The 12,743-nt window shown below is 72.4% G+C and carries 13 protein-coding genes; 2 read left to right on the top strand and 11 right to left on the bottom strand.

Features of this window, described 5'->3' with window-relative positions:
- The 5 genes from FNX44_RS02880 to FNX44_RS02855 form a co-directional block, all read right to left on the bottom strand.
- On the bottom strand, positions 1-1,230 hold a 1,230-nt coding region (locus FNX44_RS02880), incomplete at its 3' end, for an endo-beta-N-acetylglucosaminidase (RefSeq protein WP_438948025.1).
- A complete protein-coding gene (locus FNX44_RS02875; RefSeq protein ID WP_173019097.1) occupies positions 1,227-2,516 on the bottom strand; it encodes a glycoside hydrolase 5 family protein in 1,290 nt (429 codons plus the stop codon). The genes FNX44_RS02880 and FNX44_RS02875, both read right to left, overlap by 4 nt.
- Positions 2,513-3,283: a carbohydrate ABC transporter permease gene (locus tag FNX44_RS02865; RefSeq protein WP_143646322.1), complete on the bottom strand. Its 771-nt coding sequence runs from the start codon at positions 3,281-3,283 to the stop codon at positions 2,513-2,515. The genes FNX44_RS02875 and FNX44_RS02865 overlap by 4 nt, the downstream gene beginning before the upstream one ends.
- 50 nt (positions 3,284-3,333) lie before the next feature.
- Positions 3,334-4,293, bottom strand: a complete 960-nt coding sequence (locus tag FNX44_RS02860; RefSeq protein WP_143646319.1) for a carbohydrate ABC transporter permease — start codon at positions 4,291-4,293, stop codon at positions 3,334-3,336.
- Positions 4,290-5,624 carry an ABC transporter substrate-binding protein gene (locus tag FNX44_RS02855; protein WP_228449579.1) on the bottom strand — a complete coding sequence of 445 codons (1,335 nt, stop codon included), beginning with the start codon at positions 5,622-5,624 and terminating at the stop codon, positions 4,290-4,292. Before FNX44_RS02855 ends, FNX44_RS02860 begins: the two co-directional genes overlap by 4 nt.
- A 213-nt stretch (positions 5,625-5,837) precedes the next feature.
- On the opposite strand from FNX44_RS02855, the gene FNX44_RS02850 reads away from it, so the two are divergent.
- Positions 5,838-6,878: a LacI family DNA-binding transcriptional regulator gene (locus FNX44_RS02850; protein WP_143646318.1), complete on the top strand. Its 1,041-nt coding sequence runs from the start codon at positions 5,838-5,840 to the stop codon at positions 6,876-6,878.
- Between the two features lie 87 nt (positions 6,879-6,965).
- Positions 6,966-8,270, top strand: a complete 1,305-nt coding sequence (locus FNX44_RS02845; protein WP_143646317.1) for a cytochrome P450 — start codon at positions 6,966-6,968, stop codon at positions 8,268-8,270.
- Positions 8,271-8,338: 68 nt separating this feature from the next.
- On the opposite strand, the gene recX is transcribed toward FNX44_RS02845, so the two are convergent.
- The 6 genes from recX to FNX44_RS02815 form a co-directional block, all read right to left on the bottom strand.
- A complete protein-coding gene (gene recX / locus FNX44_RS02840; RefSeq protein ID WP_143646316.1) occupies positions 8,339-8,989 on the bottom strand; it encodes a recombination regulator RecX in 651 nt (216 codons plus the stop codon).
- A 3-nt stretch (positions 8,990-8,992) separates the two neighbouring features.
- Entirely contained in the window at positions 8,993-10,114 is a 1,122-nt protein-coding gene (gene recA, locus FNX44_RS02835; protein ID WP_143646315.1) for a recombinase RecA, read from the bottom strand.
- 318 nt (positions 10,115-10,432) lie between these two features.
- Positions 10,433-10,627 carry a DUF3046 domain-containing protein gene (locus tag FNX44_RS02830; protein ID WP_143646314.1) on the bottom strand — a complete coding sequence of 65 codons (195 nt, stop codon included), beginning with the start codon at positions 10,625-10,627 and terminating at the stop codon, positions 10,433-10,435.
- A 42-nt stretch (positions 10,628-10,669) separates the two neighbouring features.
- Positions 10,670-10,981 (bottom strand): AzlD domain-containing protein, encoded by a 312-nt coding sequence (locus FNX44_RS02825; protein ID WP_143646313.1) that lies wholly within the window; start codon positions 10,979-10,981, stop codon positions 10,670-10,672.
- Positions 10,978-11,811, bottom strand: coding sequence for an AzlC family ABC transporter permease (locus tag FNX44_RS02820; RefSeq protein WP_143646312.1), 834 nt, complete (start codon positions 11,809-11,811; stop codon positions 10,978-10,980). The genes FNX44_RS02825 and FNX44_RS02820 overlap by 4 nt, the downstream gene beginning before the upstream one ends.
- 10 nt (positions 11,812-11,821) lie before the next feature.
- Complete coding sequence (locus tag FNX44_RS02815; RefSeq protein ID WP_143646311.1) at positions 11,822-12,709, bottom strand: AraC family transcriptional regulator; 888 nt, start codon at positions 12,707-12,709, stop codon at positions 11,822-11,824.
- Positions 12,710-12,743 lie beyond the last annotated feature (34 nt).

Below are 12,743 nucleotides of genomic sequence, written 5' to 3'. Positions count from 1 at the left end.
GGCGGGGTCGTGGTGTTCGCCGGTCCAGAACGTGTCGTCGCGGTGGTGGAAGGTGCCGGGGGCGCGGTCGGATGTGGAGTGCAGCGTCCACTCCGGGCGGTACAGGCCCAGCGAGACGGTGTGCGGCCGGTCCTCGGGCAGTACCGTCGGCCAGTCCACCGGCGTCCGCCAGCCTTGCGCCTCCACGTCGACACCGGCCCACAGGTCGTAGGGGCTGCGGCCCAGTCGGGCGGCGTACCGGGCCGAGGACGGCAGCCGGTCGGCGCCGGCGCGCCAGCGGAAGTCGACGAACATCGAGTCGCTGCGGGTGAAGAACGCCTCGTTCCGCTCGTTCAGCGCGCCCTGCCAGGCGACCCGGCCGTCCACCGTGAACGCGTCGTACCAGGTGACACGCAGCTCGGGCGCGCCCTCGCGGAGCGCCGCGACGAAGCGTACGAACTCCGCGCCCAGCTCGCTGTCACCGCCGTCGGTCTCGCCGTTGAGGAACCAGCCGTCGAAGCCGTGGACACGCGCCACCTCGATCAGCTTGCGGGCGAGCGGAAAACCGCCGGTGGCGTCCCGCTGGAGCAGGTCCCTCGTCCAGCGGAGGTCCCCGCCGTAGGCCGTGGGCGGCAGGAAGACGTTCCCGAGGACGGCGACCCCGGCGCGGTGGGCGGCGTCGACGACGGGCGCGTTCGGGGCGAGGATGATGCCCTCACCCGAGGAGCCGCCCCAGAAGACGAGTTCGTCGAGATAGGCCCAGTGGCTGAGCGCGTAGGAGTGGGCGACCGGACCGCCCTGCGAGGGGTTGCCGGCGGTCGGCCCGAAGGAGACCAGCGCCGAGACGCGCGCCTGGTCGCCCCGTGCCGTGCGGTTCGCCGGGACCGGGGTGAAGCGCTCGGCGAGCGGCACGGTGGCGACGTTGAACGGCAGGTCGGGATCGGTGTCCGGATCCCATTCCCTGAGGCTGCGCCACACCGCGCCGTCGTCGGGCTCGCGGTCACGGGGGAAGGAGTCGGGGAACCAGTACGAGGCGTGCGGCCGCAGCCTGGACGTGCCGGACCGCGGACCGGTGGGCGCCGTCACGTTGCCGAGCGGGACGGCGGCGTGGGGCCGGACGGCGGCGTGGGGCCGGACGGCGGCGCTGGTCGCGGCGGGGAGCAGGGAGAGGGACGCGCCGCCCGCGGCGAGCGCCGCGAGGAGTGCCCGACGGGCGGGTGCGGCGGCCGACTGCGGTTCGGGACCGTTCACGGAGACCTCCGAGGGGGTGTCGGGCCGGTGCGGCCGACGTCGTGCGGCCACACCACGTCGGTGATGCCGCGCGGTGCCAGATGTGCCGGGTCACGGGCGTGCTGGGCGAGTACCACCGCCGGGCGCGCGCCGTCGGCGGCCAGCCGCGCCCAGGTCTCGCAGAACGCGCCGCCCGGTGCCGCGGTGGAGCGGCCCGGCGCCGTCTCCACGGCGCCCGCGTCCAGTACCAGCGCGGTACGGCGCGGACGCGGTTCGGGCGGTGCGGCGCGGAGGGCGGCGGCCCACTCGGCGACCGTCGCACCGAGCTGCTTGACCTCCCGCCCGGACGTCATAAGGCCGAGGCTGTACTCCAGCTCCGGGAAGTCCGCCAGGGAACGCGGCACGTCGTGGGAGCACCACCAGGTGACCGCGTACAGGTCGGCGCAGTCCGAGACGTGGTCCAGGGTGCGCCGCGCGAACTCGGGCGCGGCGTCCGGCGGGACGAGCGGGGCAGGCGCGCCCACCTCCTGGAGCCACACCGGACGCCCCGGCTCGGCCCAGGCCTTGGACAGCTCGATCTGGTACTCGGCGTGCCGGAGGGTGGCGGGGGCCAGCGGGCCGTGGCGCTGGGCGGTGCCGTTGAACACCCAGCTGTGCACCACGGTCGCCCCGCCGAGGCGGGCCGCGTGCGCCGGCGTGAACGGATGGTCGTCGCGGAACCAGAGCGCGTCGTACTCGCCGTGCACATGGAGGCGGCCGGGCGCGGCGGCCTCGCAGGCGGCCAGCAGCCGCTCCAGCCATCGGCCGGCCTGCGCGGGTGTGCAGGGGTCGGGGTCGGGGTGCGGCGGGCCGGAGAACTGGTTCACCTCGTTGCCGAGGGTCATGCCGAGGAAGTTCGGACGGTCCGCCAGCGGCTCGGCGAGCGCCCGCAGGTAGGCGGCCTGCGCGTCGACGACCTCGGGGTCGGTGAAGAGGTTGCGGCGGTGCCAGGTGTGCACCCAGGAAGGGGTGAAGTCGAAGCTCGACAGGTGCCCCTGGAGGCCGTCGACGCTGACGTCGAGTCCGCGTTCGGCGGCCGCGTCGACCAGCCCGACCAACTGGTCGATCGCGCGGGGGCGGATCAGCGTCCGGTTCGGCTGGAAGAGCGGCCACAGCGGGAACACCCGGACGTGGTCCAGGCCGAGGTCGGCGATGGAGTCGAGGTCCCGCCGGACGGGGTCGAGGTCGAAGTCCAGCCAGTGGTGGAACCAGCCCTGGCTCGGGGTGTAGTTGACGCCTGTCCGGATCGGCCGCGTACCGGTTGTCATGTTTTGATCGACCCTTCGCCGACACCCTTGAAGAAGTACCGCTGGAGGCAGAAGAAGAGCAGCATCATCGGCAGCAGTGCGGCTATCGCGCCCGCCGCCACCAGGCGCGGGTCGTTCACCAGCGAGGAACCGCTGAGCGCCTTCAGACCGAGCTGGAGTGTGTAGTTCTCGCTGTTCGTCAGCACGATCAGCGGCCACAGGAAGTCGTCCCAGGCGCCCATGAAGCTGGTGATGCAGACGACCGCGAGGGCGCCCTTCGCGGACGGCAGGAACACCCTCGTGAAGCGCTGCCACTCGCTCGCGCCGTCCAGCACCGCCGCCTCCTCCATCTCCCTCGGCACGGCGAGGAACGCCGCCCGCATGATGAAGAGATTCAGCACCGACACCGCGCCCGGTAGCCAGACGCCGACCAGCGTGTCGGCGAGACCCATGGACCGCACGGTGAGGAACATCGAGATCATCACCGACTCGAACGGGAACATCAGCGTGGCGACCAGCACCGTGAACACCACCTGGCGGCCGCGCCACCCGGCCCGGGACAGCGCGTAGCCGCCCATCGACGCGAACAGGCAGTTGCTCACCACCGCCAGCGCGCAGACCACCAGCGTGTTGCCGACATAGGCGAACAGCGGGAACGACTCCGCGACCCGCGAGTAGTTCTCCAGCGTGGGGCTGCTGGGCAGCAGGCCGTCGTAGACGCTCTCCTGCCGGCTCTTGAGCGAGGTCAGCAGCTGCCAGACGATCGGCCCGAGCATCACGACCAGCATCAGGCACAGCGTCAGGTAGCGGCCGGCCAGACCGGCCGGGGTCGTCCGGTTCACCGCTCGTCCCCCTTCGACAGCCGTCGGCCGAGCAGGCTGAAGACCAGCGTCAGCAGGAACAGCAGGATGGAGATCGCCGCCGCGTAGCCCGTCTCGCCCGCGAACCCGAGCCCGACCTCGCGGATCAGGAAGGGCAGCGTGCGGGAGTCGCCCCCGGGACCGCCGCTCTCGCCGCCGAGGATGTAGACCTCGGTGAACACCCGGAGCGCGGAGATCGCCGAGAGCGTTCCGACGAGCAGCATCATCGGCTTCACCGACGGGATGGTCACGTGCAGGAAGCGCCGCAGTGCGCCCGCGCCGTCGATGGCAGCCGCCTCGTGCAGCGAGCGCGGCACGTTCCCCAGGGCGGCCAGGTAGAAGACCATGTAGTAGCCGAGCCCCTTCCAGATCGTGACGATCATCGCTGAGACCAGCAGCAGGGTGCCGTCGGTCAGGAAGGGCACCGGTTCGGCGACCACACGCAGCCTGACGAGCACGGTGTTGACCAGGCCGTCACTGCGCAGCAGCCACTGCCACATCAGCCCCACCACCACCGCGGAGGCGATGACCGGCGTGTAGTACGCCGAACGGAAGAACCCGATGCCGGGCACCTTGCGCTCGACGAGCACCGCGAGCGCCAACGGCATCAGCACCAGCGCCGGGACCACCACCGCCGTGTAGAGCACGCTGTTGGTCAGGGCAGTCCAGAACGCGGGGTCGCCCAGTGCGCGCCGGTAGTTGTCCAGTCCGACAAAGCCGCCGCCGCGCAGGATCTGGGCGTCGGTGAGGGAGAGCACCACGGTGTTGACGAACGGCCACAGACTGAACGTCAGCACCATGGCCAGGCCCGGCAGCAGGAAGAGGTAGGGCGTCCACCAGCGCCGGTGCACCAGGCCGTGGTCGGTCTCCTGCGCCCGCGCCGCCCGGCGGCGGGCCGCGCGCCCCGCCTTCGGGGACGTCCGGGGCGCGGGGCTCATCGGTCCCGCTGGTTCCGGAGGATCCTGTTGGCCGCCTCCTGCGCCCGCCGGACGGCGTCCGCCGGACGGACGTCCCCCTTGATGGCCCGGTGCATCTCCCGGTTGACCGCGTCACCGACCTGGTTCGTCCACTCCACGGGCGTGTTGGCGTCAAGCCCCGCCTCGCGCAACTGTTCGGCACCGACCACCCTCGCCACCGTCTCCGGGTCCGAGCCGTCCCCCCGGTCGGAGAAGTACGGGTCGTCCAGGCCCCTGGAGTTGGACGGGTAGATCGTCGCAGCCTTCGAGAAGGCGACCTGGTTCGGGCCGTTGGTGACCCACTTGGCGAACTCCACCGCGGCGTCGACGTGTCGCGTGCCCTTCCGGATGCCGAGGGACTGGGTGTAGATGCCGATGTGGCCGAGCTTCCCGGTGACCGCCGGGGCGACCGCGGTCTCCCGGTAGACCTTCGGCGCGTTGTCCTTGATGTCCTTGATGAAGCCCGGTGATCCGGGGCCGAACACCAGTCGGCCGGAGCCGTAGAGCTGGTTGATGTCCTGGGATCCGGTCAGCGACTCGCGGGGCATGGCGCCCTTGGCGTACAGGTCGCGCATCCGCTCGACCCACTCGACCGCCTTGGGCGTGTCGAACACGAAGGCGTCGCGGCGCTCGTCGAGTATCGGCACGCCCATCTTCTGCCAGTCGCCGGGCAACCGGCCCTGCGGATCGGCCATGAACGCCGCGTACCTGCCGCCGGAGCGGTCGGCTATCCGCTCGGCGTGGTCGAAGTACTGCTCGACGCTGGTCGGCGGCTTGTCCGGGTCGAGGCCGGCGGCCCGGTAGAGCCGGGCGTTGAAGGTGAGGATCTCCGGGGTCACGTACCAGGGGTAGGCGTAGACGCCGCTCCTGCCCGGCAGCCGGTACTGGTCCCACGCCCCGGGCACGAAGTCCGCCCGGGCCTTCGGGTCGAGGGCCGCGACGTCGGCCAGCATGCCCCGGTCGGCGAGCAGTTGGAAGGAGTCCGTGTTGAGGTTGACGACGTCCGGCAGGGTGCCGGCCTGGGCGTCGGCCACCAGCTTCTCGTTGTACCCCTCGCCGGGGACGTCCTCCCACTTCACCCGGACATCGGGGTGTTCCTTCTCGAAGGCGTCTATCACCCCCTGCACGTACTCGGTGAAGTTCGGTTTCAGTTGCAGCGTGCGAAAGGTGATCTGCCCGGCGATCCGGCCGGTCCTCTCCGGTTCCCCGGAGGTGTCCTCGCCGCTGGCGCTCAACCCGCACGCGGCCGTGGCCAGCAGCGATGCGAGAAGGAGGCCGCTTGTGAGCAGCCGAATGCCGCGTGTGTGGCGCATGGTCGTTCCTCTCCGCTGAGGAATGGACGCCGCCAAGCGTGGCGTCAGATCATGTCCGCGTCAACCCGTCGAACCCGTTTCCGGGCCGTTCTGTCGGCCCCGTTGACAGGCGGAACTAACGCGGTTTAGCTACCGGTCACTAATGCGCTTTAGAGCATCACTCCGAGATCGTTCTGAATCAGGGCGCCGCGCGCCCGCTCGCGGAGGGCACCCATGCCGACGGCCCGCAGGCCCACCATCAGGGACATCGCCCGCCGGGCCGGAGTGTCCGAGAGCGCCGTCTCGTTCGCCCTCAACGGGCGGCCCGGCGTCTCCGAAGGCACCCGGGAGCGCGTACGGCGGGTCGCCGAACAGCTCGGCTGGCATCCCAGCAGCGCCGCCCGTGCGCTCTCCGGTGAGCGGACCGGCGCCGTCGGGCTGGTCCTCGCCCGACCCGCCTCCACGCTGGGCGTGGAGTCCTTCTTCCTCCAACTGGTCTCCGGTGTCCAGGAGGCCCTGAGCACCCGCCGGGCGGCTCTGCTGTTCCAGGTGGTGGAGAGCCTGGACACCGAGTGCGAGCTCTACCGGCGCTGGTGGGCCGAGCGGCGGGTGGACGGCGTCCTGGTCGTCGATCCGCGCAGCGAGGACCCGCGCCCCGCCCTGCTGGGCGAGCTCGGCCTGCCGGCCGTGGTCGTCGGGGGCGGTGAGGCCGGGGAACGGCTCAGCTCCGTGTCGGCGGACGACACCTCGGCGATGGCATCGATCATCGACCATCTCCACGGCCTCGGTCACCGCCGCATCGTGCACGTGGCGGGCCTGCCCGGCTTTGTCCACACCGAACGCCGCGTCTCCTGCCTTCGAGCCGAGGCGGCCGCCCGCGGCCTCGATCCGCACCGCACGCGGTCGGTCACCACCGACTACTCGGACAGCGAGGGCGCGGAGGCGACGCGCCTCCTGCTCGACGAACCGGACCCGCCGACGGCGATCGTCTACGACAACGACGTGATGGCCGTCGCCGGGCTGGCCACCGCCCAGGAGCGGTCCGTCGCCGTCCCCGCAGAGCTGTCCGTCGTGGCGTGGGACGACTCGCCGCTGTGCCGGGTGACACACCCCCGCCTGACCGCGCTCGTCCGGGACACCGCCGCCTTCGGAAGGCTCGCCGCTCGCGAGCTGCTGAGACTCCTCGACGGCGAGAGCGGCCGCGCTGTGGCCAGTGCGCTGCCCCGGTTGGAACCGCGCGAGAGCACCGGCGAGGCGAACCGGGCGGCGTCGTGAGACCCGCATGAGGTGCACGTGAGATCCACCGAGTGGTGTTCGCCACCCTGAGCCGTTCCCGGCGGGTACGGCGGGGAAGATGGTCGGGTGCTCGATCCTGCCGACAGCGACTTCGCCCGTGACCCCTATCCCTTCTACGCGGGGCTGCGTGCCCGCGGCGACGCCTCGCGGGTCTCGCTCAGCAACGGCTCCCACGCCTGGCTGGTGACCGGGTACGAGCAGGCCAGGGCGGTCCTCTCGGACGCCCGGTTCTCCAACGTGCCGCCTCGGCGAGCCGGTAGGCCCAAGCCGGACTCACCGGCCGAGCGGGCCAGGGCCGCGCTCGCCAAGCACATGCTCAACGCCGACGCCCCCGAGCACACCCGGCTCCGCAAGCTCACCACGGCGGCGTTCAGCCCCCGCCGGGTGGACGCGCTCGGGCCCCGTATCGAGTTGCTGGTGAAGGAACTCCTGAGGGACGTGGGCGACCGGTTGGCCGCCGGCGGCCCGGTGGATCTGGTGGACACGTTCGCCTTCCCCCTTCCGGTGCTGGTGATCGGTGAGGTGCTCGGCGTACCGGAGGCGGACCGCTCGGCACTGCGCGAATGGACCTACCGGGTCGGCTCCCCCGCCGACGCACTCCCCCCGGGCGCGCTCGAGGACGCCTGGAGCAGCCTGCGCCGCTACTTCACCGAGCTGATCGCCGACAAGCGGGCGACTCCCGCGGACGACTTGTTCAGCTCGCTCGTCCACGAACCCGGCGACGACGGCGAACCGCCCGACTGGCAGCCCGAGGAACTGCTGGCCATGGCGTTCCTGCTGTTGTTCGCCGGTTACGAGACCACGATGAACCTGCTGGCCTCGGCGACGCTGCTGCTGCTCCGGCACCCGGAGGAGCTGACGGCCGCGCAGGCCGACCGGATCGCCACCCGGGCCGACCGGACCAACCGGACGGGACCGGCCGGGCGCCGCTGGGACGCGGTCATCGAGGAGACGTTGCGCCACGCCAGCCCGCTCGAGGGCACCACCTGGCGTCGGACGACCGAGGCGGTCACGCTGCCCGACGGCACCGTCATCCCGGCGGAGTCCTCCGTCCTGGTGGTACTCGCCGCCGCGAGCCGCGACCCCGAGCGGTACCCGGATCCCGACACGTTCCGCCCCGCGCGGTACCTGCCGGACCGGGACGGACGCGCGGCTCCCCATCTCGCGTTCGGGCACGGCCCGCACTACTGCCTGGGCGCCCGGTTGGCCCGACTGGAGGCACGTGTCGCACTGCCCGCGCTCTTCGACGCGCTGCCCGGGCTTCGATTGGCCACTCCCCTGGAGGAACTGCCCTACCGGCCAGGGCTGTTGGTACGCGGCCCCCGCACCCTCCCGGTGACCCTCGGAGAGCCGGCCCCCCGGCCGCGCTGACCCGCGCCGTCATCGGCACATTCGCCACGTCGGCGTCAGCGGCGGCGATTGGTGTCGGCCGGTCCGGGTCAGCCCTCCGGAAGGTGCTCCTCCAGGAGGTCGGCGGCCTCCCCCTCCGCCGCCAGCGCTTCCCTGACCACCCGGACCGCGAGTCCCTGCGGGTATCCCTTGCGGGCGAGCATTCCCACAAGCCGCCGCAGCCGCTTCTCCGTCGCCAGGCCCCGGGTCGCGGGGAGTCTCCGCTCGACCAGTTCCCTGGCCGTCTGCTCCTCCTGCTCGGCGTCCAGTCGGCCGACGGCCTCCTCGACCACCTCCGACTCCACGCCCTTGCTTCGCAGCTCCCGGGCCAGGGCGCGCCCGGCCAGCCCACGGCTGTGGTGCCGGGAGTCGACCCAGGCCTGCGCGAACGCGCTGTCGTCGATCAGCCCGACCGCCTCCAGCCGGGACAGCACCTCCTCCGCCGCCTCCTGTGGCACCTCGCGCTTGCGCAGCGCCTCGGCGAGCTGCTGCCGGGTGCGCGGTGTACCGGTCAGCAGTCGCAGGCAGATGGCCCTGGCCCGCTCGACCGGGTCGACGGCGGCGTCCTCCGCCGGGGCGGCCGATCCGCCCCGGCGCTTCCCCCGGTGGTGCGGTGGCCCCTCTCCGGCCCTCGACGGGTCGAGGCCACCGCCGTCCTCAGCCGCCGCGCCGCTGGTCGGCCATCCGGTGCGCCGGGTCACCGATCAGCTCTTGGCCGTGGTGGACTTGACCACCTTCGCCTTGGTGGCGGCAGGGGCCGTCTTCGCCGGAGCGGCCTCGGCCACCGGACCGGCGGCGTCCTTGCCCGGCTCCTTCTCCGGCGACTCCGTCTTCGGGCCGATGCCCAGCTTCTCCTTGATCTTCTTCTCGATCTCGTTGGCGAGGTCGGGGTTGTCGCGGAGGAAGTTGCGGGCGTTCTCCTTGCCCTGGCCGAGCTGGTCGCCCTCGTAGGTGTACCAGGCACCGGACTTGCGGATGAAGCCGTGCTCCACGCCCATGTCGATCAGGCCGCCCTCACGGCTGATGCCCTGGCCGTAGAGGATGTCGAACTCCGCCTGCTTGAAGGGCGGGGCGACCTTGTTCTTCACGACCTTCACCCGGGTGCGGTTGCCGACCGCGTCCGTGCCGTCCTTCAACGTCTCGATCCGCCGGATGTCCAGCCGGACGGAGGCGTAGAACTTCAGCGCGCGGCCACCGGTGGTCGTCTCCGGCGAGCCGAACATGACGCCGACCTTCTCCCGGAGCTGGTTGATGAAGATCGCGGTCGTCTTGGACTGGTTCAGCGCACCGGTGATCTTGCGGAGCGCCTGGCTCATCAGCCGGGCCTGCAGACCCACGTGGGAGTCGCCCATCTCGCCCTCGATCTCGGCCCGGGGCACCAGCGCCGCCACCGAGTCGATCACGATCAGGTCGAGCGCGCCGGACCTGATCAGCATGTCCGTGATCTCCAGCGCCTGCTCGCCGTTGTCGGGCTGGGAGAGGATCAGCTGGTCCACGTCGACACCGAGCCTCTTGGCGTACTCCGGGTCCAGCGCGTGCTCGGCGTCGACGAAGGCGACGGTGCCACCCGCTCGCTGCGCGTTCGCCACGGCGTGGAGCGTCAGGGTCGTCTTACCGGAGGACTCCGGGCCGTAGACCTCGACGACCCGGCCGCGCGGCAGCCCGCCCACGCCCAGCGCCACGTCGAGCGCGGTCGACCCGGTGGGAATGATCTCGATCGGCTCGTCCGGCCGCTCGCCGAGGCGCATCACCGCGCCCTTCCCGAACTGCCTCTCAATCTGCGCGAGCGCGGCGTCGAGCGCCTTCTCGCGGTCGGTTCCTGCCATGGGTGCCACCCGGTTTGCTTGAGTCGATCGCTTCACGTCCGAGACGCTAGCGGCTGCCACTGACAATCGGTCCGTCGGCGGCCTCCCGGCCGCCTCCGACCCCACCATGGGAATCCATGTTCGATTTTTGTGTCAAGTCACGCCACGCCACCTGTGGACAGCCCGCCATCCGAGGAGAATCCGCAGGTCAGAGCAGTAATTTCCGCACTTCTCCGGGCCTGTCGGAACAGTCCGTCACCCGAAGGGATGAGGCGGTCGACGTCCCGTGGACGCGGCGGAGACGGTGACGCACCACACGTCGTGGCGTACGCCGTGCGCTCAGCGTCGCTCGGCGGGCACGTCCACCGCCACGCAGACCGCGCGCCACACCCGCTTGGCCTCCCAGCCGGCCTCCAGCGCCTCGTACACGGTCCGCCCGCCGAGTTCGGACATCACGTGGTCCCGCGCGAAGGAGTCGGCGTACGAGGCGCCGAAGTGCGCCGCCATCCGCTCCCAGAAATCCGTCAGCCGCATGCCACCAAGTATCCCGGACCGCCGAGCGTCCTCAGCCGCCGCTCAGCCGCCAAGCGCCCGCAGCGCGGCGGTCACCGCCACCGCCACCGCGATCACCACCAGGAACGGCGCCCGGAGCAGCAACGCCACCGCGGCCGCGGCCAGCCCGGCGGCCCTGGCGTCGAGCGCGAGCGAGCCGTGGTCGGTGCCGAAGGTCTGCACGGCGGTCAGCGCCGCCAGCAGCGCCACCGGCAGGAGCACGGCCAACCGGCGCAGCAGCGGCCGTTCCAGAACGCCCGCCGGCACCGCGAGCCCCAGCAGCTTCACCAGATAGCAGCCGACCGCCGTCAGGGCGATCGCGATCCAGACCGTCACCGCTCCCCCTCGACCATGCGCTCCTCGACCGTTCGCGCCTCGCCGCGCGCTCCCGCCCGCGCGTCGGCGGACCGGCTCCGCCACCCGTCGAGCAGCAACACGGCGGGCGCCGCGAGCGCCGCGAGGAGGACGGGCAGCCCGGCCGGCAGCACGGGCAGCAGCGCCATCGCGAGCACCACCGCCAGCACCGCCGTCGCCCGTTCCGCGAAGGTCCGCAGCATCGGCCCGAGCAGGGCCAGGAACACCGCGGGGCCGGCGGCGTCCAGCCCCCACGCCCGCGAGTCCCCCAGCGCGCCGGCGCCGAGCGCGCCCAGCAGGGTCGTCAGGTTCCACAGCAGGTAGACGGCGGCTCCGGTGACGGTGAAGCCCAGCCGCGCGGCGCGTCGGTTGTCCTGGGCGAGCGCGACCGCCGCGGTCTCGTCGATGATCCAGTGGGCCGCGAGCGGGCGCACCCGTCGCGGCACCCGGAGCAGTTGGCCGAGACGCAGTCCGTAGAAGGCGTTGCGCACGCCGAGGAAGAAGGCGCCGGCCGCCGCCGTGAGCGGGTTGCCGCCGGCCGCCAACGCGCCGACCAGCGCGAACTGGGAGGCACCGGTGAACACCAGCAGGCTGAGCGCGCACGTCTGGGCGACGCTCAGCCCGGCCCCCGCCGAGGTCACGCCGAAGGCGAAGCCGGAGAGTCCGACGGCGACGCCGACGCCCAACGCGTCCCGGACCACCCTCCGGTCGTCGGGCGGGGCGGTGTCCCGGGGAGGCGGCGCCGTCGTGGGTGCCGCGTCCGGGTTCGCCGCGGGTGCTGCCTGCGGTGCCGGTATCGCGCTGCCGTTCATGCCGGTCACGCTAGGGAGTCGGCGTGGTCCTCGTCTTGTACGTTCTTGCACCTGCGCGCGGGAGGCGTTCCCGCTGGTAGGCGCCGGGCGGGACGCCGACGATGCGGCGGAAGTGCCGTCCGAGGTGCGCCTGGTCGGTGAAGCCGACGGCGGTCGCGGCCTCCGCCGGGGGCGTGCCGGCCTCCAGCAGCCGCCGCGCCGCGCGGACCCGGGCGTCGGTCAGCCAGCCGTGCGGCGGCTGGCCGTGGCGCTCGCGGAACGCGCGCGAGAGGGCGAACGGGCTGGTGCCCAGTTCCTCGGCCAGCTCGGCGAGCGCGGGCGGGTCGGCGAGCCGTTCGGTGAGGATGCGCCGGGCGGCGTCGGCCCGCAGCGCCCCGGCCGAGCGGATCGGACGGGCCGGCAGCACCCCGCCGTGGCGGTGCAGCAGTCGGGCGAGCACCGTACGCAGCAGACCGTCGGCGGCCAGTGCGTTCCCCGCCTCGGCCGCCTGATGGACGGCGTGGATCAGACGGCCGGCCAGGGGGTCGACGACGGCCTGCTCCGTGAAGGCGGGGGTGCCGCGCAAGGTGGTGGTCTCGGCCGCGACCCCGTGGACGAGTTCGGCGGTGGGGTAGAGCGTGGCGTACGTCCAGCCCTGGGGCGTTCCGGCCCGAGCGGTGTGCGCCACCTCCGGGTTGATCATCACCACTCCGCCGTCGCCCACCCGCTGGACTCCGTCGGGCAGTCCCACCTCCTCCACCCCACTGGTGATCGCGCAGAGCGTGTAGCCCTCGTGGGCGTGGCGGGGGAAGCTCTGCCGGACGTAGTGGGCCCGAAGCAGGTCGATGCCCGGCAGCCGGTCGTCCTGCCAGTGCCGGGCCCATTCGCCGGCCGAGGGGTCGGTACTCGGTAGTTCCACGGTCCCATTCTGCGTCGCCGGGCCGATTGTCAGT

The sequence above is a fragment of the Streptomyces alkaliterrae genome, assembly GCF_007097205.2.
GTDB classification, from domain to species: Bacteria; Actinomycetota; Actinomycetes; order Streptomycetales; family Streptomycetaceae; genus Streptomyces; species Streptomyces alkaliterrae.
Note: the sequence above shows the minus strand (reverse complement) of the source record. Positions and strands in the feature narration are given on the sequence as shown.

Excerpts from the sequence above, each read along its gene's own strand:
- FNX44_RS02875 (WP_173019097.1), bottom strand. The coding sequence starts at position 2,516 with ATGACAACCGGTACGCGGCCGATCCGGACAGGCGTCAACTACACCCCG.
- FNX44_RS02865 (WP_143646322.1), bottom strand. The coding sequence starts at position 3,283 with ATGCTGGTCGTGATGCTCGGGCCGATCGTCTGGCAGCTGCTGACCTCG.
- FNX44_RS02860 (WP_143646319.1), bottom strand. The coding sequence starts at position 4,293 with ATGAGCCCCGCGCCCCGGACGTCCCCGAAGGCGGGGCGCGCGGCCCGC.
- FNX44_RS02855 (WP_228449579.1), bottom strand. The coding sequence starts at position 5,624 with ATGCGCCACACACGCGGCATTCGGCTGCTCACAAGCGGCCTCCTTCTC.
- FNX44_RS02850 (WP_143646318.1), top strand. The coding sequence starts at position 5,838 with ATGCCGACGGCCCGCAGGCCCACCATCAGGGACATCGCCCGCCGGGCC.
- recA (WP_143646315.1), bottom strand. The coding sequence starts at position 10,114 with ATGGCAGGAACCGACCGCGAGAAGGCGCTCGACGCCGCGCTCGCGCAG.
- FNX44_RS02830 (WP_143646314.1), bottom strand. The coding sequence starts at position 10,627 with ATGCGGCTGACGGATTTCTGGGAGCGGATGGCGGCGCACTTCGGCGCC.
- FNX44_RS02820 (WP_143646312.1), bottom strand. The coding sequence starts at position 11,811 with ATGAACGGCAGCGCGATACCGGCACCGCAGGCAGCACCCGCGGCGAAC.